The organism is Pseudomonas sp. RAC1 (assembly GCF_030658255.1).
Classification (GTDB): Bacteria; Pseudomonadota; Gammaproteobacteria; order Pseudomonadales; family Pseudomonadaceae; genus Aquipseudomonas; species Aquipseudomonas boreofloridensis.
In genome coordinates this window covers 17219-42210 of sequence record NZ_JAUTXS020000027.1, presented here as the reverse complement: position 1 = coordinate 42210, position 24992 = coordinate 17219, and the positions used below count along the sequence as shown (strand labels likewise).

25 protein-coding genes are annotated in these 24992 nt (G+C 63.4%); 10 read left to right on the top strand and 15 right to left on the bottom strand.

Going from position 1 to position 24992, the window contains the following annotated elements:
- Nucleotides 1–65 precede the first annotated feature (65 nt).
- From Q7C30_RS08070 to Q7C30_RS08050, 5 genes are all read right to left on the bottom strand, one after another.
- Nucleotides 66–2501, bottom strand: coding sequence for a penicillin acylase family protein (locus Q7C30_RS08070; protein ID WP_317871211.1), 2436 nt, complete (start codon nt 2499–2501; stop codon nt 66–68).
- Between the two features lie 170 nt (nt 2502–2671).
- Entirely contained in the window at nt 2672–2869 is a 198-nt protein-coding gene (locus tag Q7C30_RS08065; RefSeq protein WP_029613223.1) for an SEC-C metal-binding domain-containing protein, read from the bottom strand.
- Between the two features lie 6 nt (nt 2870–2875).
- Nucleotides 2876–3382, bottom strand: a complete 507-nt coding sequence (locus tag Q7C30_RS08060) for an LEA type 2 family protein (RefSeq protein ID WP_317871210.1) — start codon at nt 3380–3382, stop codon at nt 2876–2878.
- A complete protein-coding gene (locus Q7C30_RS08055) occupies nt 3355–3831 on the bottom strand; it encodes a YchJ family protein (RefSeq protein ID WP_029613221.1) in 477 nt (158 codons plus the stop codon). The genes Q7C30_RS08060 and Q7C30_RS08055 overlap by 28 nt, the downstream gene beginning before the upstream one ends.
- Before the next feature lie 4 nt (nt 3832–3835).
- On the bottom strand, nt 3836–4330 hold the full coding sequence (locus tag Q7C30_RS08050; RefSeq protein WP_039575975.1) for a DUF6231 family protein: 495 nt from the start codon (nt 4328–4330) through the stop codon (nt 3836–3838).
- A gap of 160 nt (nt 4331–4490) precedes the next feature.
- Here Q7C30_RS08050 and Q7C30_RS08045 point away from each other — a divergent pair, with 160 nt between their 5' ends.
- The 3 genes from Q7C30_RS08045 (at nt 4491) to Q7C30_RS08035 (ending at nt 6378) form a co-directional block, all read left to right on the top strand.
- Nucleotides 4491–5195, top strand: coding sequence for an OmpA family protein (locus tag Q7C30_RS08045; protein WP_317871209.1), 705 nt, complete (start codon nt 4491–4493; stop codon nt 5193–5195).
- Between the two features lie 153 nt (nt 5196–5348).
- Nucleotides 5349–5624, top strand: a complete 276-nt coding sequence (locus tag Q7C30_RS08040) for a DUF1145 domain-containing protein (protein WP_317871208.1) — start codon at nt 5349–5351, stop codon at nt 5622–5624.
- Nucleotides 5617–6378 carry a collagen-like protein gene (locus Q7C30_RS08035; RefSeq protein WP_317871207.1) on the top strand — a complete coding sequence of 254 codons (762 nt, stop codon included), beginning with the start codon at nt 5617–5619 and terminating at the stop codon, nt 6376–6378. The genes Q7C30_RS08040 and Q7C30_RS08035 overlap by 8 nt, the downstream gene beginning before the upstream one ends.
- 39 nt (nt 6379–6417) lie before the next feature.
- On the opposite strand, the gene Q7C30_RS08030 is transcribed toward Q7C30_RS08035, so the two are convergent.
- Nucleotides 6418–6882 carry a CopD family protein gene (locus Q7C30_RS08030; protein WP_317871206.1) on the bottom strand — a complete coding sequence of 155 codons (465 nt, stop codon included), beginning with the start codon at nt 6880–6882 and terminating at the stop codon, nt 6418–6420.
- 98 nt (nt 6883–6980) lie between these two features.
- Between Q7C30_RS08030 and dinG the strand changes: the two genes are divergently transcribed.
- From dinG to pdxH, 5 genes are all read left to right on the top strand, one after another.
- The gene (gene dinG / locus Q7C30_RS08025; protein ID WP_116887709.1) at nt 6981–9125 is read left to right on the top strand and encodes an ATP-dependent DNA helicase DinG; all 2145 of its coding nucleotides are present in this window, start codon (nt 6981–6983) and stop codon (nt 9123–9125) included.
- Between the two features lie 81 nt (nt 9126–9206).
- Nucleotides 9207–11444 carry a beta-galactosidase gene (locus Q7C30_RS08020; protein WP_317871205.1) on the top strand — a complete coding sequence of 746 codons (2238 nt, stop codon included), beginning with the start codon at nt 9207–9209 and terminating at the stop codon, nt 11442–11444.
- Between the two features lie 119 nt (nt 11445–11563).
- Nucleotides 11564–12709: a serine hydrolase domain-containing protein gene (locus Q7C30_RS08015; protein WP_317871204.1), complete on the top strand. Its 1146-nt coding sequence runs from the start codon at nt 11564–11566 to the stop codon at nt 12707–12709.
- 98 nt (nt 12710–12807) lie between these two features.
- Nucleotides 12808–13803 carry an OmpA family protein gene (locus tag Q7C30_RS08010; RefSeq protein WP_317871294.1) on the top strand — a complete coding sequence of 332 codons (996 nt, stop codon included), beginning with the start codon at nt 12808–12810 and terminating at the stop codon, nt 13801–13803.
- Nucleotides 13804–13822: 19 nt separating this feature from the next.
- Nucleotides 13823–14470 (top strand): pyridoxamine 5'-phosphate oxidase, encoded by a 648-nt coding sequence (gene pdxH / locus Q7C30_RS08005; RefSeq protein WP_317871203.1) that lies wholly within the window; start codon nt 13823–13825, stop codon nt 14468–14470.
- A 28-nt stretch (nt 14471–14498) separates the two neighbouring features.
- On the opposite strand, the gene Q7C30_RS08000 is transcribed toward pdxH, so the two are convergent.
- The gene (locus Q7C30_RS08000) at nt 14499–14741 is read right to left on the bottom strand and encodes a hypothetical protein (RefSeq protein WP_317871202.1); all 243 of its coding nucleotides are present in this window, start codon (nt 14739–14741) and stop codon (nt 14499–14501) included.
- A 143-nt stretch (nt 14742–14884) separates the two neighbouring features.
- Between Q7C30_RS08000 and Q7C30_RS07995 the strand changes: the two genes are divergently transcribed.
- Nucleotides 14885–15349 (top strand): glycine zipper 2TM domain-containing protein, encoded by a 465-nt coding sequence (locus tag Q7C30_RS07995; protein ID WP_029613212.1) that lies wholly within the window; start codon nt 14885–14887, stop codon nt 15347–15349.
- 59 nt (nt 15350–15408) lie between these two features.
- Here Q7C30_RS07995 and nhaA read toward each other — a convergent pair whose 3' ends face one another.
- From nhaA to Q7C30_RS07955, 8 genes are all read right to left on the bottom strand, one after another.
- Nucleotides 15409–16599 (bottom strand): Na+/H+ antiporter NhaA, encoded by a 1191-nt coding sequence (nhaA, locus tag Q7C30_RS07990; RefSeq protein ID WP_317871201.1) that lies wholly within the window; start codon nt 16597–16599, stop codon nt 15409–15411.
- A 227-nt stretch (nt 16600–16826) separates the two neighbouring features.
- Nucleotides 16827–18440: an NAD(P)/FAD-dependent oxidoreductase gene (locus Q7C30_RS07985; protein WP_317871200.1), complete on the bottom strand. Its 1614-nt coding sequence runs from the start codon at nt 18438–18440 to the stop codon at nt 16827–16829.
- Between the two features lie 102 nt (nt 18441–18542).
- Nucleotides 18543–19217: a hypothetical protein gene (locus tag Q7C30_RS07980; protein WP_317871199.1), complete on the bottom strand. Its 675-nt coding sequence runs from the start codon at nt 19215–19217 to the stop codon at nt 18543–18545.
- Nucleotides 19218–19327: 110 nt separating this feature from the next.
- The gene (locus Q7C30_RS07975) at nt 19328–20029 is read right to left on the bottom strand and encodes an ABC transporter ATP-binding protein (protein ID WP_029613208.1); all 702 of its coding nucleotides are present in this window, start codon (nt 20027–20029) and stop codon (nt 19328–19330) included.
- Nucleotides 20030–20797, bottom strand: a complete 768-nt coding sequence (livG, locus tag Q7C30_RS07970) for a high-affinity branched-chain amino acid ABC transporter ATP-binding protein LivG (protein WP_317871198.1) — start codon at nt 20795–20797, stop codon at nt 20030–20032. It lies immediately after the preceding gene.
- Nucleotides 20794–22050, bottom strand: coding sequence for a high-affinity branched-chain amino acid ABC transporter permease LivM (locus tag Q7C30_RS07965; RefSeq protein WP_039575988.1), 1257 nt, complete (start codon nt 22048–22050; stop codon nt 20794–20796). The genes livG and Q7C30_RS07965 overlap by 4 nt, the downstream gene beginning before the upstream one ends.
- The gene (gene livH / locus Q7C30_RS07960; protein ID WP_039575990.1) at nt 22047–22970 is read right to left on the bottom strand and encodes a high-affinity branched-chain amino acid ABC transporter permease LivH; all 924 of its coding nucleotides are present in this window, start codon (nt 22968–22970) and stop codon (nt 22047–22049) included. The genes Q7C30_RS07965 and livH overlap by 4 nt, the downstream gene beginning before the upstream one ends.
- Nucleotides 22971–23159: 189 nt before the next feature.
- Entirely contained in the window at nt 23160–24275 is a 1116-nt protein-coding gene (locus tag Q7C30_RS07955) for a branched-chain amino acid ABC transporter substrate-binding protein (protein WP_295481366.1), read from the bottom strand.
- Between the two features lie 360 nt (nt 24276–24635).
- On the opposite strand from Q7C30_RS07955, the gene Q7C30_RS07950 reads away from it, so the two are divergent.
- Complete coding sequence (locus Q7C30_RS07950; protein ID WP_317871197.1) at nt 24636–24947, top strand: DUF2288 domain-containing protein; 312 nt, start codon at nt 24636–24638, stop codon at nt 24945–24947.
- The last annotated feature ends 45 nt before the right edge of the window (nt 24948–24992 follow it).

The following is a 24992-nucleotide window of genomic DNA, read 5'->3' as shown; positions in this document are numbered from 1 at the left end:
CGGCGTGGAAGTTCGGCTGGATCGAAGCACGCCGAGCGACCCTGGCGAGCCGCTCGGCAATAGGGCTACTTGCCCGGGGTGAGGGTCAGGCGCTGGCTGCCGTAGGCGCGGGCGAAGTTCTGCGGCTGCAGCGGCAGGGTAGTGAAACGGCCCTTGAACCAGGCGTCCAGGCCGTCGGCGTAGTGGGCGCTGGCAGCGTTGCCGGACTGGCCGCTGCTGGTCAGCACTTGCAGCGGTTCGGCCTGGCCGAAGTCGACGATCATCCGCGCCGAGGCCGGCAACCTGGTGTCGAAGTCACGGCCCCAGGCGTAGGGCGTCAGGGCCAGGGTGCTGAAGTCGCCACCGGCTGCCATCGGTGCCTGGTTCAGGGCGTCGCCCAGGCCATGTACGTTCGGCGCAGGCCAGTGGTATTGGTGCAGCTTGCCCCATTGCCAGGCCTTGCGGTCGGCGCCGAATGTGGCGATGCCTGCGTCCATGGCCGCCGCGAGGCTACGGGCGAGAATGGTCGGTTTGTCTTCCTTCTGCGGCGTGCTGCGGTCGTCCCAGAACGGGCTGTCTTCACGGCCGAGCAGGTGATCGGCCTGGGCCGAATAAGACAGCTCGGCATTGCTCACGAAGGCTTGCCAGGCGGCACTGGACTCAGGGCCGAGTTCGCCGAGGAAGGTCTGGCGCACGACGGTCTGCAGGAACAGTTCATAGAGCGCGGCGTCGGCCGAGACCGGACTGAGGCGACCGTCGAAGGCTTTCAGCCTGGCCAGGGTTTCGCGGGCCTTGTCGCGCTGTGCGGCAGGCAACGCGTCGATGGCCTGCTTGAGCGGCTGGGCCATGCCGGGCGCGTCGAACATGCGCTTGAGCTTGTCGGCGAGCAGCGTCACCTGGTCGTTCTGCAGGGCCATCAGGCTGCGGCTGTCGTGGCGACCGTTGCCCGCCAGTTGGCCTAGACGCTCGGCGCGTTCGGGGTAGTACCAGGTACTCGACAGCTGCATGCCATAGCCTTTGGGCAGGCTGCGCTGGTTGGCGTGGCCGATCCAGCCACTGGGCGGATCCTGGTCGTAGGGGTGAAGCATGGCGTCGGCGAAACCGTCCCAGTCATAACGCCCGTCCCAGCCAGGGGAGGGCAGCAGGCCCTGGCCTTCACGACGGTTCGGGTAGCGCCCGCTGACCTGCCAGCCGATGTGCTCGGGTTCGGCGAAAACGAAGTTCAAGGCCGCGGCGCCGACTTCGCGGGTGCTGTCGAAGGCGCGTTCCAGCGTGCTGGCGCGGGTCAGGTCGAACAGCGCGTCCAGGCTGCGGTCGTCCTTGAGCTGTGGCAAGTGCAGGGCAAGGCCGTAGCCGTTGCCGGGCTGGCCGAGCAAGGTGCCGTGGCGGGTGTCGTACAGCACTTCGCGCACGGGTCGCTGACCGCGCACGAAGAAGGTCTCGTTGCGCCCACGCGCAGCCTGCCACTTGCCGTCGGCCATATAGGTGAGCTGGTTGCCCTGGCGGCGCAGTTGTTCGAGGAACAGGTCCTGGTTATCGGCCATGACCGCGCTGGCGCTCCACGCCAACTTGCCGTTGTAGCCGGCCAGCACGATGGGCAAACCGGGCAGCGACAGACCGGCGACCTGATACTTGCTGGTGTGGATCTGCACCGGGCTCAAGGCCCAGGCGGCGCGGCTGTCGCTGGCCAGCAGGCTCTTGCCGCTGCGGCTGCGCAGCGGACCCAGCGCGAGGTTGGACGAGCCGGCGCTGCCCAGCAGGCCCAGCTCGGTGAGCTTCTGGCTGGCCGCAGTGACGTCGCCCAGGCCAGGGATGCGCGTCAGATCGATGCCCTTGAGCTTGTCGGCCTCGCCATTGGCCAAGGCCTCGTCAGGGGCGCTGGGCAGCAGCCAGGCCAGCTTGTCACTGCCGACTTTCTGCGCCAGGGTGAGCGCGGACAGCTCTTCCTGCAGGTTCACCGACTGGCTGAAGGCATACAGACTGAAAATCAGCGCCGAGTCCTCGGCTTTCCAGTACTCAGGGCGATAGCCGCTGCCGGCGAGGTCGCTGGGCAGTTTGTCGCGGTAGCGGAACAGGTAAGCGTTGACGCCTCGGGCGTAGACTTCGAAGAAGCGCTTGAGCCGCGGTGAGGCATCGGCATATTGCTGGGCGGCGCTTTGCTTGAGATTGGCCGCGCGCATCAGGCGGTCGATATCGAGCGCCTCGGCCCCGGCGATTTCGGACAGGCGCCCCTGGGCCAGCAAGCGCATGGCGATCATCTGTTCGATGCGGTCGCCAGCATGCACATAGCCCAGACTGAACAGTGCATCGTGAAAGCTGCTGCTCTCGATCAGCGGCGCGCCCATGGCGTTACGCCGTACCGAGACGTTCTGCGCCAGTCCTTTGAGCGGCTGCACGCCGGTGCTCGGCGGCACACTGTCCTGATGGCCGCCCACCTGACAGCCGGCAAGCCCGAGCAGGCCGAGCAGCACGGCGCCAGAGCCGAACCGGAAACGCAAAGGAGGAAACACGGGGGCAGCCATTGCAAAGGCTCCTGAAGAGGGGAAGTCGGCTAGTTTCAAGCGGGTAAGTTTCAAGCGGCAAGTTTCAAGCGGCAAGTTGTAAGTAAAGGCGCGTGAGCCCATGCATCGCGAGCGACTTCGAGGGGCGGCCTCGGCATGCCCGCACTCCAAGCTTGCCGCTCGCGGCTAATTCAAGCGCCGTGGCACTTCTTGAATTTCTTTTCGCTGCCGCAGGGGCAAGGGTCGTTGCGGCCGACGTCTTTCAGCGCATTGCGCACCGGCTCCTGATGGCCGTGGTTGCAGTGCGGGCCGTGCACATGGCCGTGGTCGTGGTGGTGGTCGTGACCGTGGTCGCAGTCGGGGCCATGGACATGGGGTTGTTGGGTCATTGCGGGTTACTCCGGTTTGAGATCGCCGCGGATTATCTCACCACTGCGCGACAAGTGCAGGTCCCTGTGCACGATCAGCCCGGTGGCAAGCTCGGCCTGCAAACTGTAGTTCAAGGGTTTGCCACTTCTGAGCAGCTTGGCCAGCGGTTTGAGGTGCTGCCAGAGGTTGGTGCGCACATCGATCTTGAAGGTCCGCCGCGAATGGGCGCCGACGCTGCGCCACAGGCTGGCCTCGTCCTGCACCAGTAGCAGGTCGCCCAGGCGTACCGTATAGGCGATGGTGCGGATGAACAGACGACTGTCGGTCGGGTTGTCGATGCGCACATGCAAGACGAATTGCTGCTGGTGCAGGCGCGCCTTGACCGTTTCCACGCGCAGCAAATGAACCTCGGGCCGGGCCCGCTCGCTGGCGTCCCAGCCCGCGCAACCGCCCAGCCAGAGGAAGGTGACAGTTAGCAGGCAGAGCCGCCCGATGACGTTCATGGTCAGTGGCCGACGTAGCTGGCGCAGCATTTCTTGAACTTCTGCCCGCTGGCGCAGGGGCAGGGATCGTTGCGCCCGGCGCGCAGTGCCACGGTGGGGTCGATGAAGTACCAGTGCCCGCCATGCTGCACGAAGGCCGAGCGTTCGCGGTGCTGATGGTCGCCTTGCTGATCGTGCCAGCGCGCGGTGAAGGTGACGAATGCATGCTCAGGCTGTCCGCCGAGCACTTCGCTGCTTTCGACGTCAAGGCCCAGCCAGGTGCTCTGGGCGCTCCAGGTGGCCATGGCGGCGCGGTCCAGATCGGCTTGCTGGGCGGGCAGCGTGGTTGCCACCAGGTAGTCCACCAGGCCCAGTACATAGGCGCTGTAGCGCGAGCGCATCAAGGCCTGGGCATCGGCTGCCGGCGTGCCGGCATGAAAGCGCCCGCAGCAGGCGTCGAGAAGATTGCCGCTGCCGCAGGGACAGACCGTAACGCTCATGAAGTCACCACCAGTACTTGCCGAAGTTTTGCGGATTGGCCCAGAACTTGGCATTGAGCCAGTCCGGCACCTGCTTGTAGTCATGCAGATCATAGGTGAACAGGCTCAGCACCTGCTCCTGGCGGCGAAACTTTTCGCTCGCCGACATCGCCAGGGCGAAGAAGTCGGTGTCGTGCCAGCCGCAGGCGGCCAGGTCGGCCAACACGGCCACCTTGCTGGCGTTGAGATTGCGGATGCCGCCCAACAGTTCCAGGCCGCTGCGCTTGGGCAGGTGCTCCAGGCAGTCCACCAGCACGGCCAGGTCGAAACGCTGCGCGGCCAAGTCGGCGGGCAGCGGCCCCGGCGCGGCTACCTGCACCTGGGTCGCCGGGTGTGCGGCGGCAAAGGCGTCCAGGGCCGGGAAACGCGAGCCCACCAGCAGCAGGCGGGCGGGTGCGAAGCGCTCGAGCAGGGCCGCCAGGGCCTGTTGCGGAGTGCGCTGGGAAAAACCGTCGGTCATTGCCAATCCTCGTTCAGGTCGCTCTAGACTAGCGGCCCTGGCTTTGCGGGCAAAGCGGGTTGTGGTGCAGTCATGGCCCATTGCTGGCAGAGCGGGCACGGGCGGTCTTTACTCCCTGAGCATCGGTCGTGCACCGATTCCCTCAGGAGAGACGACAAAAATGAGCATAGTACGCACTGCGATACCCCTGGTTCTGATCACCGGTGTGTTGACCGGGTGTGCAGGCCTGCAGAAAACCGACTGGCCGAAATGCGCAGCGGTCGGTGGTGTAGGGGGCGCGGCCCTGGGCGCCATCGAAAGTTCGAGCTGGGCCGGCTGGGGCGCTTTGCTCGGCGGTGGCCTGGCAGCCGGTTACTGCTGGTCCCATGGCGACGGTGACGAAGACGGCGATGGCGTGCCGGACAGCCGCGACAAGTGCCCCGGTACGCCGCGTGGGGTCCAGGTCGATGCCAACGGTTGTCCACTGCAGCCGGTGGTCGAGGAGCGGGTGGTCGAGGAGGTGGTGGTGGTCGAGAAGGAAGAGGTCATCGTCATCCGCGACGTGCACTTCGAGTTCGACTCGGCGCGGCTCACCGCCACCGACAAAGAGCGCCTGAACAGCGTGGCCACCCGCTTGAAGCAAGAGGCGCCCAGCGCCCGCCTGAGCGTCACCGGGTACACCGACAGTGTCGGTGCCGATGGCTACAATCAGAAACTTTCCGAGCGTCGTGCCCATTCGGTGACCGACTACCTGATCGGCAGCGGTATACCGCGTGACCGCTTCGTGTCGGTGGTCGGCGCGGGCGAGCGTCAGCCAGTGGCCGACAACGCCACGGCCGAGGGCCGCGCCCTGAACCGTCGCACCGAGATCAAGATCCAGCGTTGATGGGCCGCGTCCACGTCGCCGGTCGGGGCGTGGGCTTGTGCTGCGAAGCCGTGTCGCCGGCCCCTGGCGCACGGCCCGGCACGGCGTTACTGTTGGCCGCAGCGTCCGCTCGAACGGGCCGCAAGCCAACAACAAGACAGTCGGGGGCGAGGTATGAAATTCATCTTGGGTCTGGGCAAGGCCCTGACCGTGGTGTTCTGGTGGGTGGTGCTGGTCAATCTGAGCCTGCCGCAGCCATTGCCATTGAATCTGTTGATCAATGCAGCCGGTGCGTTCTTGCTGGCCCTGCACCTGCTTGAGGTGCTGATGTTCAATGCCAGTCTTCGCGGGCGCAGTCACCGCTGGTTCGATCGCCTGCAAATCCTGTTGACCGGCATCTTTCACGTCATGTCCATTCCCCGTCCGCTGGAGGCTCCGCGCCATGCGTAAGTTGATGTTGTTGGCCGCGTTGGCCGCTCCGCTGGCGCAGGCCGAAAGCCTTGAGGTGGGTGCCCATTCCATGCTGCGGTTGCCGAACAAGTCGTCCAGCGTGCACCTGGAGCGTGTCGAGGTGGCCGACTCGGCGACGCTGCTGCTGCCGGCCACGCTGACCGCGCTGAAGATCGACCACTTGGTCATGGGCCGCGAGGCACGTATCGCCATTGCGCCAGCGCCGAGCGCGCTGAGCATCGAAGCCGGTACCGCAGTGGTAGGTCCTGGTAGCGAGATCAGCGCGCCTGGCGCCGCCGGAACCTATCAGCGCCCTGCACGCCCAGGGCGCGACCTGGACCTGCGCTTGCAGACACTGGAGGCCGAGCAACTGATGATCGATGCCAGGGGTGGGGCCGGAGCGCCTGGCTTTGCCGGTCTCGACGGCGGTACTGGCAGCGCCGGGGGCTGCACCTGGGGCACTGCCAGCCGCGGCGCGAATGGCGACAATGGCGGTGACGGCCACGATGGCGCGGCGGGCGGACGGGTGCGTCTGGCCGTCCCCGGTGACTTCCCGGTGGAGCGCATTCAGGTCCGTGTCGAAGGCGGCGCTCCGGGTCAACCTGGCGCGGCGGGCAAAGCGGGGCAGGGCGGAGCCAGCAAAGGCTGTCTGGTGTATCGCACCGCAGCGGGCAGCGCGGGGCGAGCGGGCTTGCCAGGACAGCCCGGGTTGGCCGGAGCAGCGGGGGAGTTGATTCTGCAAACGATCCGTTAGTTCGGTGCTCAGGGCTGCACTGCAGCCCTGTTCGATCTGTCAAAGGGGCAGGCGCGAACTGGCGACGGCCACCACGCAGACGCCCAGCAACAGATTGATGCCGACCATCCGTCGGATCCTGCCCAGCACCGCAGCACCCGAGGCCCAGTCCTCGGCCTGCACGGCGGCGCGCAACTCCGGGAGCAGCAGCGCCTGCACGCGCATGAACAGCGCGAACATCGCGATGCCGCCGCCGATCATCACCTGAACGTGGCGTGGCGCGGCGTCAAAGCCGCCGAAGCGCAGGTGCAACATGCCGATACCGCTGATCGCCAGCACCGCCACGGCCAGCCATACCCATCCGAAGAAACGTCGGAAAACTTCCAGCCACAGCCGCAGGCGCGCTGGCCCTTCCAGCGCTACGACTGCCGCCGGGCGCAGTATCAGCCAGGCGAAGAACATGCCGCCGACCCAGACCAACGCGGCCAGAACGTGCAGTGTGTAGGGCAGGGCAAAGGCAAGCATCCGGATCTCCATGGGGCATCGAGGGCAATGACGGGGTATGATAGCCGCCCCATGCAAAACACTGAAAATATATCCAGCCCGTCGGGCGCGCCCAGACCATGATCAGCAATGAACTAAAAGCCACCATCCAGGGCGCCTACTCGCGTTTTCTCGAAGCCAAGAGCCTCAAGCCTCGCTACGGCCAGCGCCTGATGATCGCCGAAGTGGCCAAGGTGCTCGGCGATATCGCTTGTGACGAGGAAGGACGCCGATCTGGTGAACCCGCCGTGGTGGCGGTCGAGGCCGGCACCGGTACCGGCAAGACGGTCGCCTACAGCCTCGCCGCGATCCCCGCTGCCAAGGCTGCGGGCAAGCGTCTGGTGATTGCCACCGCCACCGTCGCCTTGCAGGAGCAGATCGTCTTCAAGGATCTTCCCGACCTGATGCGCAACAGCGGCCTGAATTTCAGCTTCGCGCTGGCCAAGGGGCGGGGCCGCTACCTGTGCCTGTCCAAACTCGACGTGCTGCTGCAGGAAGGCCACGCGCAGTCGGCCACCGCTCAGTTGTTCGAAGAGGAAGGTTTCCATATCGAGGTGGATGAGCGCAGCCAAAAGCTGTTCAACAGCATGATCGAGAAGCTTGCCGGCAACCGCTGGGATGGCGACCGCGACAGTTGGCCCGAAACCCTCGAGGACCAGGACTGGGCGCGCCTGACCACCGACCACAGCCAGTGCACTGGCCGGCATTGCCCGAATTTTCAGCAGTGTGTCTTCTATAAAGCCCGCGAAGGCATGGGTAAGGTCGACGTCATCGTCACCAACCATGACATGGTTCTTGCCGATCTGGCGCTCGGTGGCGGTGCAGTGCTGCCCGATCCACGCGACACGATGTACGTGTTCGACGAAGGCCACCACCTGCCGGACAAGGCTATCGGCCATTTCGCCCACTATTCGCGTCTGCGCTCCACCGCCGACTGGCTGGAGCAGACCGCCAAGAACCTGGCCAAGTTGCTGGCCCAGCACCCGCTGCCAGGCGACCTTGGCCGGCTGATCGAGCAGGTGCCGGAGTTGGCGCGGGAAATCCGCACGCAGCAGCAGTTCATGTTCACCCTGTGCGAACAGGTAGCTGATTTCCGCGTTGGCGAAGACATGGAGGGCCGTGACCGCCCGCGCTATCGCTTCGAGGGGGGCGTGGTGCCCGAGCAGATCCGCGAGGTGGGCATCGAGCTCAAGAAAGGCTTCGCCCGGCTCAATGACCTGTTCACCCGCTTGGCCGACCTGCTCAAGGAAGGCATGGATGGCGAGGTCAACATCGGCATCGCCAGTCATCAGGCCGAAGAGTGGTACCCGCTGTTCGGCAGCCTGGTGACTCGCGCCCAGGGTAATTGGGAGCTGTGGACGGCGTTCACTGCCGAAGATCCGCAGGACAGTCCGCCCATGGCGCGCTGGTTGACCCTCGCCGAAAGCGGCGCGCTGTTCGACATCGAAGTCAATGCCAGCCCGATCCTGGCCGCCGAGATGCTGCGGCGCAATCTCTGGCATGTCGCCTACGGTGCCTTGGTCACCTCGGCGACGTTGACGGCGCTCGGCAAGTTCGACCGGTTCCGCATGCGCTCGGGGCTGCCCCGCGATGCCGTCACCTGCGTGGTGCCCAGTCCCTTCGTGCACGGCGATGCCGGTCTGCTGCGCGTACCGGACCTGGGCGCCGACCCGCGCGATGCCGCCGGGCATACCGCAGCCATCATCCGCGAACTGCCGGCGATCGTCGAAGACGCGCGCGGTGCGCTGGTGCTGTTCTCGTCGCGCAAGCAGATGCAGGATGTGTTCGACGGCCTGGACCGCGACTGGCGCAAGCTGGTGCTGATCCAGGGCAACCTGTCCAAGCAGGAAACCCTGAACAAGCACAAGGCGCGGGTCGACGACGGCCAGCACAGTGTCCTGTTCGGCCTCGCCAGCTTTGCCGAAGGGGTCGACCTGCCAGGTGCCTACTGCGAGCACGTGGTCATCGCCAAGATCCCATTTGCGGTGCCCGACGACCCGGTTGAAGCTGCGCTCGCCGAATGGATCGAGGCCCGTGGTGGCAATCCGTTCATGGAAATTGCCGTGCCCGATGCCTCGCTGCGTCTGATCCAGGCGTGCGGTCGCCTGCTGCGTACCGAGCAGGACCGCGGCGTCATCACCTTGCTCGACCGGCGTCTGGTCACCCAGCGCTACGGCAAGGCTATCCTCAATGCACTGCCGCCCTTCCGGCGGGAGATTCAGTAAACGGCTGGAGCACGATGCTCCGGCCTGTTGTCCATGACTCGATACGGGCCCATGAGGGCCTTGAAGGAGAGCCCCGTCCACATGATCCGCCGCACCCTGCCCGTTGTCCTCACCCTGTTGTGCAGCACTGGCGTGCTGGCTGAGCAGCAGACGCTGTTCAGCTTCGTGCGTCCGACCTCGATGGTGACGGTCACCACTGAAGATACCGGCATGCCGCAATACAATGCGGAACAGACGGCCGAGGGCGAGGTGCTTCGGCGTGTGGTGTTCAACCCGGTGGCGCATCCTACCCTGCGCCTGAGTCCCCAGACTGGCGTGTGGGACTGGTCGGCTGGGCAGTTCCTGACGCTGCGCCTGCAGAGTGCCCAGGACTGGGCGCTGACCGTGGACGTGACGGTCACGGGCGGTGACGGCCGCAGCCTGGTCAGCCGTATCGATCTGCCGGCAGGCCCGGCGCAAACGGTGATGGTGCCGCTCAAGGCCAGTTCGCCGCTCAGCCAGGGCATGCGCGCCGGCCCGCCGATGCCCTGGAGTTACGACGGCCAACGTCTGCTGTTGACCAGTAGCAGCGGCGAGCTGGACCTCAAACAGGTGGCGTCGGTCAGCTTGAGCATTCCCCAGCCCAAGGTCGCGCAGAACCTGCTGGTGGAAAAGCTCGGCCTGGAGAGCGACGACCGCGTGGTGCGTGCGGTTTATAGCGAGTTGATCGATGCCTATGGTCAGTCCACTCGCAGTCGCTGGCCAGAAAAGATTGCCAGCGACGAGCAACTCAAGGCAGCCGATGTCCGCGAACAGCAGCAACTCAAACGTTGGCTGGGCGAGCGCGAGCAACAGTCGCTCGACCTTTATGGCGGCGTGATCGCCGGTCCGGCCTTCGAGGCCCAGGGCTTCTTCAGAACCGAAAAGCGCGATGGGCGCTGGTATCTGGTCACGCCGCAAGGCCATGCGTTCTATTCCCTGGGCGTCAATGCCGTGGCTGCGGACGGTGGGCGCACCTACGTCGCTGGACGGGAAACGATGTTCAAGGGCCTGCCGGCGCAGGGCGAGGCACTCTCGGCATTCTATGGTGAAGGCAACAATGACGATGGCAACGCGTCTTCCCAGGGGCGCGGCTTCAAGCAAGGCCGCTGGTTCGACTTCTACGCGGCCAACCTGCAGCGCACTTACGCCAAGCCCTGCACGCCGGTCGCCGAGAGCCAAGGGCCTGCCGACTGTGCGGCTGCGACCCTCGATGCGACGCGCTGGCAAACCCATAGCCTCGACCGGTTGCTGGCCTGGGGTTTCAATACCTTGGGTAATTGGAGCGATCCAGCGTTGGGTGAGGCGCAGAGGGTGCCTTACACCCTGCCACTGTCGATTGTCGGTGATTACGCCAGCATTAGTACGGGCATGGACTGGTGGGGCCGCATGCCCGATCCGTTCGACCCGCGCTTTGCCATGGCTACCGAGCGGGCGGTGGCCATCGCGACCCGCGACCACCGCGACGATCCTTGGCTGATCGGCTATTTCGCCGACAACGAGCTGGCCTGGGCAGCGCCTGGCGACGATCCCAAGGCGCGTTATGGCCTGGCCTTCGGTACGCTTCGGCTGACCACCGATGTGCCCGCCAAGCGCGCGTTCCTCAAGCAGTTGCGCGACAAGTACCGCAACCAGGAGGGTCTGTCGAAAGCCTGGGGCATCGAGCTCAAGGCCTGGGAACTGATGGAAGACCCAGGCTTCGAGGCGCCGTTGCCCAATGCCGAGCATCCGGAGATCGAGCGTGACTATCAGTACTTCCAGCAGGTGTTCGCCCAGACCTACTTCAAGACCATCTCCGATGCCCTGAAGTGGCATGCACCCAATCACCTGCTGCTGGGTGGGCGCTATGCGATCAGCACACCGGAAGCGGTCCAGGCATGCGCCGAGTTCTGCGATGTCATCAGTTTCAACTTCTATACCCTCAAGCCCCAGGACGGCTACGACTTCGCGCGTCTGGCCGAGTTGGACAAGCCGGTACTGGTCTCGGAATTCCAGTTCGGCTCGCGCGACCGTGGTCCGTTCTGGCCTGGGCCGCTGGAAGTGGCGCGGGAAGAGGATCGAGGTCCGGCGTACGGCAATTTCCTCAAAGCCGCGCTGGCCCAGCCAATGATCGTCGGGGCGCATTGGTTCCAGTACCTGGATCAGCCCGCCAGTGGCCGGCTGCTCGATGGTGAGAACGGCCATCTCGGGCTGGTGGCCATCACCGATGTCGCCTATCCGGGCTTCGTCGAGGCGGTGCGCAAGAGCAATCGGGAAACCCTCGAGGAGGTGCGTCGAATGCTGGAGTCCAAGACGCCCTGAGCGTCGTAGAGGAACTTGGGTTTTTTCCGACAACCTTCCGGCCACATTCAGTAGGCAAATCCGCCAACTACTGAAACAATGCCCGCCTTTGTCTGGCAAGTGGTACGGAGAGCGGGCGGGTGCATATTCAGGGTCACTATGAGCTGAAGTTCGAGGCGGTGCGCGACGCCTTCGCCGCCTTGTTCGAGGATTCCCAGGAGCGTGGTGCGGCGCTGTGCATTCAGGTGGGCGGCGAGGCCGTCATCGACCTGTGGGCGGGTATGGCCGACAAGGACGGGCAGCAGGCTTGGCACAGTGACACCCTTGCTAACCTGTTTTCCTGTACCAAGACCTTCACTGCGGTGACCGCGCTGCAGTTGGTCGGCGAGGGCAAGCTGGCACTGGATGCCCCTGTGGCCCGTTACTGGCCCGAGTTTGCCCAGGCTGGCAAGGAAGGCATCACGCTGCGCCATCTGCTCAGTCACCGTGCCGGCCTGCCAGCCATCCGTCATCTGCTGCCGGCCGAGGCGCTCTACGACTGGTCGTTCATGGTCGATACTCTGGCGGCCGAGGCGCCTTGGTGGACACCGGGCACTGAGCATGGCTATGCCGCCATCACCTACGGCTGGCTGATCGGCGAGCTGATCCGGCGCGCCGACGGTCGCGGCCCGGGCGATTCGATCGTGGCCCGCACAGCGCGTCCTCTGGGTCTGGATTTCCATGTGGGCTTGGACGATGCCGAATTCCACCGTGTCGCGCATATCGCTCGCGGCAAGGGCAATCCCGGGGACGCCGCTGCCCAGCGCTTGCTGCAGGTGACCATGCGGGAGCCGGAGGCGCTGTCCACCCGCGCTTTCACCAATCCCCCGGCGATTCTCACCAGCACCAACAAGCCCGAATGGCGCCGCATGCAGCAACCGGCTGCCAATGGCCACGGCAATGCGCGCAGCCTGGCTGGTTTCTACGCCGGTCTGCTCGATGGCAGTCTGCTGGAATCGGAACTGCTCGATGAGTTGACCCGCGAGCACAGCCTTGGCCAGGACCGGACGCTGCTGACCCAAACCCGCTTCGGCCTGGGCTGCATGCTCGACCAGCCCCAGGTCGCCAATGCCACGTTCGGGCTGGGCGCACGGGCGTTCGGTCATCCCGGCGCAGGTGGTTCGGTCGGTTTTGCCGACCCGGAGTACGACGTGGCGTTCGGCTTTGTCACCAACACCCTCGGGCCTTACGTGCTGATGGATCCGCGGGCGCAGAAACTGGTGCGGGTACTGTCCAGTTGCCTTTGATCGGGTAATGCGGGTAATGCCCGATTCCTTTGACTATCCTCAATGCCAACGCCACCACGGGTGGGCAAAATCTTCTTCTAATTCATGGTGTATCGCCGATGTCTTCACACAAAACCTTAGCACTCGCCCTGTGCCTGGCCATGACCGGCTGCGCCAGCCAAACCCCGGATGGCGCCAAGAGCGCGGCCCTGAGCTGGTGGCCGTTCGGTTCGGACAAGGTCGCTGACCAGGAAGTGAAAGCGGCGGTCACCGAAAAGGTTGCGAAAGCTGACGCCAAGTCCGAGGGCGGCAGTCATTGGTGGTGGCCGTTTGGCTCGAGCGAGAAGCAGGCTGAAGCGCCAGTCGTACCGAAGATCGACCAGAAGGCCACCCAGGCCTGGCTGGATGCGTACGAACCCAAGCTGCGCGAAGCCGCCAAGGACAGCAAGCTGGAGGTGGAGCGTCGTGAAGATGTACTGGTCGTGATCCTGCCGGTCGACGGTTCGTACAACCCAGATCGACCCAATATGCTGCTTCCCGTCACGCTCGGCCCCATCACCCGTGTGGCCAAGATTGTCGAAGGCGATCCCAAAACCGCAGTGCTGGTGCTCGGCCACGCCGATACCAGCGGTGTTGCCGTCGCCAATCAGAAACTCAGCCTGGAACGCGCGGCCTCGGTATCGGCTATTTTCCGTTTGAGCGGCCTGCAGCGTGATCGCCTCAACCTCAAGGGCATGGGTGCGGTCATGCCGCGTGCAGCCAATGACAGTGTCGAGGGCCGGGCGCTGAACCGCCGTGTCGAGATGCTGCTGACCCCGCAGAACACCATGCTGGCGCTGCTCGCCAAGTATCAGCAGGCAGCCCCAGCGCCTATGGCTGCTCCGGCGGCCATGGTTGCTACGCAGGATGCCAAAGCGCCAGTCAAGGCCGCTGCGGCCAAGCCAGCCGCGAAACCTGCGACCAAGGCCGCCGCCAAGCCTGCTGCGAAGAAGACTGCGAGCAAGGCTGCCGCCAAGCCCGCCGCTAAGAAGGCGTCTGCAAAACCCGCCGCGAAAAAGGCGACCACCACCACGGACAAGAAAGTCGCCGCCAATAGCCCTGCGAAGACCAACTGATCGTCAAGGAAACGCAGCAATGACCCAATCCCTGGCCGATATGCGGCGCGACTACACCCGTGATGGCCTGGCCGAAGACCAGGCCCCGGCCGAGCCCTTCGCCTTGTTCCACCACTGGTTCGGCGATGCGGTGAAGACCGAGCAGCCGCCAGTGGAGGCCAACGCCATGACGCTGGCCACGGTCGATGGTCAGGGGCGCCCGCATTGCCGGGTGTTGCTGCTCAAAGGGCTCGATGAGCGCGGGTTCACTTTTTTCACCAACTACGAGAGCGCCAAGGGCCAGCAACTGCTGGTCAATCCTTTTGCGGCCATGACCTTTTTCTGGCCTGCGCTGGAGCGTCAGGTGCGCATCGAGGGACGAGTGGAAAAGGTCTCGGCGAAGGAGTCGGACGATTACTATCAGGTGCGTCCTCTGGGTAGTCGCCTGGGTGCCTGGGCGTCGCCGCAAAGCCGGGTGATCGCTGACCGTGCCGAGCTCGAAGGCTTGGTCAAGGCTACCGAAGCGCGCTTCTCCGACACTCAGCCGCACTGTCCGGAACACTGGGGCGGCTATCGTTTGCTGCCTGAGCGCATCGAATTCTGGCAAGGCCGTTCGAGCCGTTTGCACGATCGTCTGAACTATCGCTGGATCAACGGTGTGTGGCAGCGAGAGCGTCTGGCGCCTTGATCGGTGAGGGCCGTTCAGGCCCTCGTCTTCACGCAGCTTCCTTCGCGTAGGCATCGGCCTCACGCTTCAACCAGTCCGCCAGTTGCCCTCGAGCGATCTTCTGTTCTCGCGCCTGTGCCAATCGTTGCAGCATATAGGCACCTTTTGCGGCGTCCTGGCCCGCCAGTGACAGCGCCAGGTCACGGTCCATCCAGCGCCGCATACGCAGGTACAGCCAGCCGTGAAAGTACAGGCCGGCGGCGGTGGTCGCCGCGACGATGAAGTAATCCATGGCTATCATTGGTCTCAGTATTCAAGCGCGGCGATGGGCTATCGCCTGTACCTGAACTGAATGAAAACAATTTAATAGCCTGGGTGTCGTGACACCCATCAATGCGCGGAGTCTAATGGACACCTGACTTATGGAGATTTCCCATGCGTAAATCCGTTCTGCTGATGGCCAGCTTCACCACCATGGCGCTGCTGCTCGGCGGTTGCCAGTCGAGCCTGACCGGCGACAGCTATTCCCGTGACGAGGCCCGCCGTGTGCAAACCGTGCGCATGGGTACCATCGAATCCCTGCGTCCGGTGAAGATCGAAGGCAGCAAGACGCCGATCGGTGGTGGTGCAGGTGCCATCGTTGGTGGTGTGGCAGGCAGCGCAGTCGGCGGCGGTCGCGGCAGCATCGTCGCTGCGGTGATTGGTGCAGTGGCCGGTGGCCTGGCGGGTTCTGCCGCCGAAGAGGGCTTGACCCGCACTCAAGGTGTCGAAATCACCGTGCGTGAAGACGACGGCAGCATGCGAGCCTATGTGCAGCAAGTGCAGCAGAACGAGATCTTCCGCGTTGGCGAGCGCGTGCGCATCATGACGGTCGATGGCACCAGTCGCGTTACCCACTGATTGCTAAGTATGAAAAACCCGACTCGGCACGGCCGGTCGGGTTTTTTTGCGCTTGGCGATCAGGGCGTGGCCGTTGCAGGATCCCGCTGGCGACTGGCTGCCGCCGTGACGGCGTAGCCGATCAACGCCGCGAAGAACGAGCCGGTCAGAATGCCCATTCGATCCTCGCCCGCATATTCGCTCACCCCTGAAGGGAAGGCCAGGGATCCGACGAACAGGCTCATTGTGAATCCGATCCCGCACAAGATGGCTACACCGAAAACCTGGCCCCAATTGGCGCCTGCTGGCAGCGAAGCCAGGCGCAGCTTTATGGCGACCCAAGTAAGGCCGAACACACCGACCGTTTTGCCCAGCACCAGGCCGATGGCTACGCCCAGCGGCACGGAGTGGATGAAGCTCTGAGCCGTTACACCGACCAGCGAAACCCCGGCGTTGGCGAAGGCGAACAAGGGAAGGATCGCATAGGCCACCCAAGGGTGCAGTGCATGCTCCAACGTGATCAGTGGCGAGGCGGTTTTGTCGTCGTGGCCCCGCAGCGGGATGAACATCGCCAACATGACGCCCGCAAGCGTGGCATGGATGCCGCTTTTCAGCACGCAGACCCACAGCACCAGGCCGACGATCAGGTAGGGTGCCAAGCGTTTGATCCCTAGCCGATTCATGCCCAGCAGTGCCAGCAGGCACGCGCCTGCCAGGCTCAGCGCCAGACTCGAAAGGGCGCCGGAATAGAACAGGGCGATGATGATGATCGCGCCCAGGTCATCGATGATTGCCAGCGTCATCAGGAACAGTTTCAGCGACACAGGTACGCGCTTGCCGAGCAGTGCCAGCACGCCGAGGGCGAAGGCGATATCGGTCGCCGTGGGGATTGCCCAACCCGCCAACGTGGCAGGGTTGTCGCGGTTGATGAACCAGTAGATCAAGGCGGGCACCAGCATACCGCCGACGGCTGCGGTCGCTGGAAGAATGATTTGCGATGGCTTGGACAGCTGGCCCTGGAAGACTTCTCGCTTGACCTCAAGGCCGATCAGCAGGAAGAACAGTGCCATGAGGCCATCGTTGATCCACAGCAGCAGGGGCTTGGCGATATGCAGGTCGCTGATCTGCACGGCCACCGGTACGTCGAGGAAACTGACGTACCAGTGCGAGAGGGAAGAGTTGTTGACGATCAGGGCAATGACCGCTGCAGTGATCAGCAGCAGGCCGCTGGCGGATTCCAACTGAAGGAAGCGATTGATAAGACTGCGCACGGATGAACGGCTCCACGACTTGGGCGAACAGGGGATACACCCTAGCGTGCAGCGTTATGCTTTAGAATAAAAACTATATTCTTTTTTGTTATAACGTATTGCCGTTTGGGTAGGGGAAGGCTAGAGGTCTTAAAGGCTGAGTGCTGAGCGAAAAGTCTCTGCGGGGCGTCGAAAATTCCGAAAAATGGCTACAGCCCCGGGGGCAACGTAGCCCCCGGGCAGCGCGATCAGGCATTGATACCCAGCATGCTTCTGGCCACCGCTTCGGCAATGCGAATGCCGTCCACGCCGGCCGACAGAATCCCGCCGGCATAGCCTGCGCCCTCACCGGCAGGGAACAGCCCTTTGAGGTTCAGGCTCTGGTAGTCCTGCCCGCGGGTAATGCGCAGTGGCGAGGATGTGCGTGTTTCGATGCCCGTGAGTACTGCGTCGTGCAGGTTGTAGCCTTTGATCTGCCGGTCGAACGCTGGCAGTGCCTCGCGGATCGCTTCGATGGCGAACGCGGGTAGGCTAGGCGCCAGGTCGCCGAGGCTGATGCCCGGCTTATAGGAAGGCTCCACGCTACCCAAGGCGGTGGACGCACGCCCGGCGACGAAGTCGCCGACCAACTGCGCGGGCGCCTGGTAGTTGCTGCCGCCCAGCACGTACGCGTGTGCCTCCAGACGCTCCTGCAACTCGATACCGGCCAGTGGACCGCCTGGATAGTCCCGCTCCGGATCGATACCCACGACGATGCCCGAGTTGGCATTACGCTCGTTGCGCGAATACTGGCTCATGCCATTGGTGACCACCCGGCCTGGCTCGCTGGTGGCGGCCACTACCGTGCCTCCCGGGCACATGCAGAAGCTGTACACCGACCGGCCGTTGCTGGCGTGGTAGACCAGTTTGTAGTCCGCCGCGCCCAGTTTCGGGTGTCCGGCATACTTGCCCAGGCGCGCTTTGTCGATCAGCGATTGCGGATGCTCGATGCGAAAGCCCACCGAGAACGGCTTGGCTTCCATGAACACGCCCCTGGCGTGCAGCATGCGGAAGGTGTCGCGGGCGCTATGCCCCAACGCCAGCACCACATGTCGCGAGTGCAGTTGCTCGCCGCTTTCCAGCACGACCCCCGTGAGTTGCTCGCCCTCGGTCAACAGGTCAGTGACTTTTTCCTGGAAACGGATCTCACCGCCCAGGGCAATGATTTCCTCTCGCATCCTTTCGACCATGCTGGTCAGACGGAACGTACCGATGTGCGGCTTGTTGATGTAGAGGATTTCCTCCGGCGCGCCGGCCTTGACGAACTCGTCGAGCACCTTGCGGCCGTGATGCTGGGGATCCTTGATCTGGCTGTACAGCTTGCCATCGGAGAACGTACCGGCGCCGCCTTCGCCGAACTGCACGTTGGACTCGGGGTTGAGCACGCTTTTGCGCCACAGGCCCCAGGTGTCCTTGGTGCGTTGGCGCACTTCCTTGCCGCGCTCCAGCACGATCGGCCTGAAGCCCATCTGCGCCAGCAGCAGGCCGGCGAAGATACCGCAGGGGCCGAAGCCGACTACCAGCGGACGCTCGGCCAGTTCGGCAGGCGCATGGCCGACGAATTTGTACGTGACATCCGGCGCCACACCGACATTGCGATCGTCGACGAAGCGGCGCAGCACTTCGTCTTCGTTGCTGGTTTCCAGGTCGATGGTATAGATGAACAGCAACTCGCTGTTCTTCTTGCGCGCATCGTAGCTGCGCTTGAACAGGTTGAAGCTCAGCAGTTGATCGTCACGGATGCCCAGGCGCTGGACGATGGCCTCGCGCAGGGCCTCGTCGGGATGGTCCAAGGGCAGCTTCAGTTCGGTGATTCGTAGCATGGCACGTCCAGTATCGCGGCCATGGGCGGCCGGCGGCTTTAAACAAACCGCCAAGTATAAGCTGTTCGCCGCCTCGACTGGCAGGATAAAAGTGTCCGGCGATCACTTGTCCCGCGCACCACCGTAGTAGGCGCAGCCTTGCAGGGTCTGGCCGTCGATGCGCAGTTCGGCGCGCAGGTGACGCATGGCGCCCGTACCGCGCTCGACGCAGCGTTGCGGCGCCACCCACAGTTCGACACGCTGACCGTTGGCTTCGCTGGACAGGCTCAAACCACCACCGGGCATCTGCTCTTCGAGGAACGGCAATGGCAGCGGATCCTTGCCTGCGCGGTTGATCACCATACCTTTGCCGCTGGCCTTGATGTCCCAGTCGGGCTCAGGCCCGCCGGCGCGTAGCGTCAATTGCTTGAAGTTCGGGTCTTCGCAGGCGTTGGCCGACGCTTCTACGCGGTACAGCCGAGTCACCTCCAACTGCCCATCGCTGTTGGCAGCGCGACTGCCGGCCAGACGCCCGCGAACATCGGCGAACAATGTGGCTTTTGGCCCGCCGGCCAGGTTGGCCGCCTCCTGAAGAATGCCGGTGCCGGCCGCATCCTTGACCACGAAGTGGCGCGCTTCGCTGCAGGGTTTGAAGAGCAGTTGACCGTCGGCCGCGCTCAACTCGCCCTGCAGGCGTGTGCTACCGACGTTGGGGTCGCTCGGTTGCTCGGCGAACATCTGGCAGCCGGCGAACAGCGGCAGCATGGCAGCGAGCAGAAGAGGGGAGGTGAAGCGCATCGGGTGGACTCCGGGGTCGCGTGGGTCGAGGGAGCTCACGTTACCCAGCGTAGGTCCGGTCCACAAGAGGGGGACAGGAGCGACGAGCCGCCACTCCTGTCGCGCGAGCATCAGCCGCCGAGGTAGGCGTCGCGCACTTTCGGATCGGTCAGCAAGGCTTCGCCTGTGCCTTGCATCACGACCTTGCCGTTTTCCAGCACATAGGCGCGGTCGGCGATCTTCAGTGCCTGATTGGCATTCTGCTCCACCAGGAACACCGTTACGCCATCGCGGCGCAGTTGCTCGATGATGTCGAAGATCTGCTGGATGATGATCGGCGCCAGGCCCAACGACGGCTCATCGAGCAGCAGCAGCTTGGGCTTGCTCATCAACGCCCGACCGATGGCGAGCATCTGCTGCTCGCCGCCGGACATGGTGCCGCCACGCTGGTTGAAGCGCTCCTTCAGGCGCGGGAACAGGGCCAGGACCTTGTCCATCTGGGCTTGATAGTCGCCCTTGTCGGTGAAGAAACCGCCCATGGCCAGGTTTTCCTCGACCGTCAGACGGGCGAACACGCGGCGGCCTTCGGGTACGACCGCGATGCTCTTGCGCATGATGTGCGAGGAGGGCTGGCCCACCAGTTCTTCGCCCAGGTAGCGGATACTGCCGCTATGCGCCTGCGGCGAGCCGCACAGGGTCATCAGCAACGTCGACTTGCCCGCGCCGTTGGCACCGATCAGGGTGACGATCTCACCCTGGTTGATCTCCACATTGACGCTGTGCAGCGCCTGGATCTTGCCGTAGAAGGTGGAAACGTTCTCGAACTTCAGCATTTACGCTTCCCCCAGGTAGGCCTTGATCACATCAGGGTTGGCACGGATCTGCTCCGGTGTGCCATCAGCCAGGGGCGTACCCTGGTTGATCACCACGATATGGTCGGAAATGCTCATCACCAGCTTCATGTCGTGCTCGATCAGCAGCACGGTCACGGCATGGGATTCGCGCAGGTATCCGATCAAGGCTTTGAGGTCTTCGGTTTCCTTAGGGTTCAGGCCAGCGGCCGGTTCATCGAGCATGATGATACGCGGCCGGGTCATCATGCAGCGGGCGATTTCCAGGCGGCGTTGCTGACCATAGGCCAACGTGCCAGCGGTGCGGTTGGCGAACTCGGTCAGGTTGACCTTGTCCAGCCAGTACTGGGCGCGTTCCATGGCTTCCTTCTCGCTGCGGCGGAAACCTGGCGTCTTGAACAGCCCGGCGAAGAAGTTGGTATTCAGGTGGCGGTGCTGGGCGATCAGCAGGTTTTCCAGCGCGGTCATTTCCTTGAACAGGCGAACGTTCTGGAAAGTGCGCACCACGCCTTTGCGGGCGATCTGATGTCCGGCCAAGCCCTGAATGGGCTGGCCATCGAGCAGAATAGTGCCGCCGCTGGGCTTGTAGAAGCCGGTCAGGCAGTTGAACACGGTGGTCTTGCCGGCGCCATTCGGACCGATCAAGGCCACCACCTGTTTTTCCTTGACGGTCAGGCCCACGCCATTGACCGCCAATAAGCCGCCGAAGCGCATGCTCAGGCCGCTGACTTGCAGAATTTCGCGGCTCATCGACGCAGCTCCATATGGGGACGTTGCATGGGCAGCAGGCCCTGCGGACGCCAGATCATCATCAACACCATCAGCGCACCGAACATCAGCATCCGATACTCGCTGAACTCGCGCATCAACTCAGGCAGCAGGATCATCACGATGGCCGCGAGAATCACGCCCAACTGAGAGCCCATGCCGCCGAGCACGACGATGGCGAGGATGATCGCTGACTCGATGAAGGTGAATGACTCCGGTGTCACCAGGCCCTGGCGCGCGGCGAAGAAACTGCCGGCGAAACCGGCGAAGCTGGCGCCGAGAGTGAAGGCGGAGAGCTTGATGATGGTCGGGTTCAGGCCCAGCGCACGGCAGGCGATCTCGTCTTCGCGCAGCGCTTCCCATGCTCGTCCGATGGGCATGCGCAGCAGGCGGTTGATCACGAACAATGCGAGCAATGCCAGTACCAGCGCTACCAGGTAGAGGAAGATGACCTTGTTGATCGAGTTGTATTCCAGGCCGAAGAACTCGTGGAAGGTCTGCATCCCCTCGGCGGCGCGGCGCTCGAAGGTCAGGCCGAAGAAGGTCGGCTTCTCGATGCCGCTGATGCCGTTGGGCCCGCCGGTCCAGTCGGTGAGGTTGCGCAGGAACAGGCGAATGATCTCGCCGAAGCCCAGCGTGACGATCGCCAGGTAGTCGCCGCGCAGGCGCAGTACCGGGAAACCGAGCAGGAAACCAAAGGTTGCGGCCATCAGGCCGGCGATCGGCAGGCACACCCAGAAGCTCCAGCCCAAGTAATGCGAGAGCATGGCGTAGCTATAGGCGCCGACGGCATAGAAACCGACGTAACCCAGGTCGAGCAGACCGGCCAGGCCCACCACGATGTTCAGCCCTAAGCCCAGCAGAACGTAGATCAGGATCAACGTGGCGATATCGACCGCCCCGCGTGAGCCGAAGAACGGCCATACCAGTGCAACCGCGATCAGGCCGAGGATGACCCAGCGCTGGGTCTTGGGCAGGGTCAGGAAGTTGCTCACCGAAGGCGGAATCAGTTTGCGCTCGGTGCGGCTACCCATGACCGCGCTCCACTGCCGGTCGAACAGCACACGCAGGAACATCAGCAGCGAGCACGCGGCGATCACGGCGAGGGTGAATTCGCCCTGGCTGTGCACGACCAGGTTGATGCCGTCGATGCTCAGCTTCAGACCCAGCACCGGGAAGGCCACGGCCCAGACCAGCAAGGCGCTGAACAGCGCCTGTTTGAGATTTTTGTTCATACTTTTTCAACCTCCGGACGGCCCAGGATGCCGGTCGGCCGGAACAACAGGACAAGAACCAACAAGCCGAACGCCACGACGTCCTTGTATTGGTCGCCGAAGATGTCTGCGCCGAACGCTTCGGCCACACCCAGCACCAGCCCGCCGAGCATGGCCCCCGGGATGCTGCCGATGCCGCCCAGTACTGCTGCGGTGAACGCCTTCAGCCCCACGAGGAAGCCGGCGTTGGGGTTGATCACCCCGTACTGCATGCTCAGCAGCACGGCTGCCACCGCCGCCAGTGCGGCGCCGATGACGAAGGTCAGGGCGATGATGTTGTTGGTGTTGATGCCCAGCAGGTTGGCCATCTTGATGTCCTCGGCACAGGCGCGACAGGCGCGGCCCAGGCGGGAGCGGGAGATGAACAGCGTCAGGCAGGTCATCGCCACCAAGGTGACCACGAACACCAGGATCTGCATGTAGGACACCAGCACTTCTTCCGCACCGCCCGGACCGAAGGAGAAGGCTCCCGGAATCAGGTTGGGGATGGATTTGTCCTTGGAGTCCTGCGACAGGAGCACGGTGTTCTGCAGGAAAATCGACATGCCGATCGCGGAAATCAGCGGGATCAGGCGATTGCTGTTGCGCAGCGGACGGTACGCCACCCGCTCGATGCTGTAGCCATAGGCGCTGGTGACGCAGATGGTGGCGACGAAGGCCACGGTCATCAGGATCGGCAGCGAGTGAATGCCCATCATGGCCAGCCCGGCAAGGGCGATGAAGGCCACGTAGGATCCGATCATGTAGACCTCGCCGTGGGCGAAGTTGATCATCCCGATGATGCCGTACACCATCGTGTAACCGATGGCGATCAAGGCATAGGTGCTGCCGATGGTCAATCCATTAACCAGTTGTTGGAAGAAATGGTAGATCTCAGGCATTACAGCGCTCCTAAAAACCTGATGTGCATTTCGCTGGCCGGGGTAACGGCCAGGAAACCGCGGGTGACGGTTTTAAGATTTTCAGGTGAGCCCGCCCCCGGATCGCGGGAGTCGGGCCCATGAACCTCGTAAAACAAAGCCCACTGCTCGCACAGTGGGCTTCTACGGTCAGCTATTTAGTCACGCGTATTACTGAGGGGAGACTTCGGTCTTCGGCTTGCCGAAGTGCCATTCGTAGACCACGAACTTGAAGTCTTTCAGGTCGCCCTTGGCATCGAAGGACAGGGTGCCGGTTGGGGTCTTGAAGGAGCCAGCGTGGAGCGCATCAGCCACCTTGGTGGTGTCTTCGGACTTGGCAGCCTTGATGCCTTCGGCGATCAGCTCGACGGCCGAGTAGGCCGGGAACACGAACGGACCGCTCGGGTCTTTGCCGTCGGCCTTGATGGCGTCGACGATGGCCTTGTTCTCTGGATCGGCGTCGAACGACTTCGGCAGGGTCACCAGCAGACCTTCGGAAGCGCCTTGGGCGATCTGCGAGATGGAGTCGTTGCCGACACCTTCCGGACCCATGAACTTGGCTTTCAGGCCTTTTTCCTGAGCTTGGCGCAGGATCAGACCCAGTTCTGGGTGGTAGCCACCGTAGTAGACGAAGTCGACGTTGTTCTGCTTGAGCTTCTGAATGATCGAGGAGAAGTCTTTGTCGCCTGCGTTGAGACCTTCGAAGACGGCGACCTTGACGCCTTTCTTCTCGAGGGTCTGTTTGACCGCGGTGGCGATGCCCTCACCGTACTGTTGCTTGTCGTGCAGCACTGCAACGACCTTGGGCTTGACGTGATCGGCGATGTAGTTGCCGGCCGCTGGACCCTGGGCGCTGTCCAGACCGATGGTACGGAAGATCAGCTTGTAACCGCGGGCGGTGATCTCCGGAGAGGTGGCGGCCGGGGTGATCATGATCACGCCTTCGTCTTCGTAGATGTCCGACGCGGGCTGAGTGGAGCTGGAGCACAGGTGGCCGATGACGAACTTGACGCCGTCGTTGACCACTTTGTTGGCGACGGCCACGGCCTGTTTAGGGTCGCACGCGTCGTCGTATTCCTTGGCCTCGAGCATCTTGCCATCGACGCCACCCTTGGCGTTGATGTCCTTGATAGCCTGGTTGGCGCCGATGAACTGCATGTCGCCGTACTGGGTCACAGGGCCCGTCTTGGGACCGGCGATACCGATCTTGATGGTGTCGGCGGCCATCGAATGGCTGGCTACCCCGGCCAGAACCATTGCGGCGAACAGCTTGGAAATCTTGATCATAGTGCTCCACTCATTCTGTTGTAATTCTTAGAGTCCTGGCGGCCAGGGCTACAGACCGGGCGAGATTCGCGGCACGCTCGTGCCATGTCGCGAGCCCACCTTCCCCCGGAACATGTCCCGGAACTGTACCGGTACAGTGTAGAGCGCTCTCCGAGCGCTTGAAAAGCGGGCGAAAAGTCCCTGTTCTGCGGGTTGTCGCATGCTCGACATGAAAATACAGATAAGCGCCATCAAAATGCCTGTATTTACGGGTTTTCTGGTGGAGACGAATACCTATCGAGCAAATTACTTATTTGAAACGTGGTTTTTTCTGCAAAAATGCGGGCTTTTTAGTTGGCCATGCCATTGGCAGGAATCCCCATGACTGATCACACAAGCACCCTCTATGCCAAATTGCTCGGCGAGACGGCGATTATCGAATGGAGCGCCTTGGAGCGTTTTTGGGCCAAGGGTGACCTGATTTGGGTCGACCCCACCCTGGACTTGATCGCCGTGGCCCAAGCCATGGCAGAAAACCGCAGTGATCTCGTTGCTGCGTGGCGTGAGCAGGGCGCTGTCGCGGCGGTCGATGCAGAGCAGGCGCTAGACATGCAGACGCGCAATCCGCAGATCTGGGCCGTGGTGGTCTCACCGTTCATCCTCATCCAAGTGAAGTCAGCGGAAAACGACTGATCTATTCTGGTGCGGCTGGATGTAAATCGGCACCTTTATGGTGCT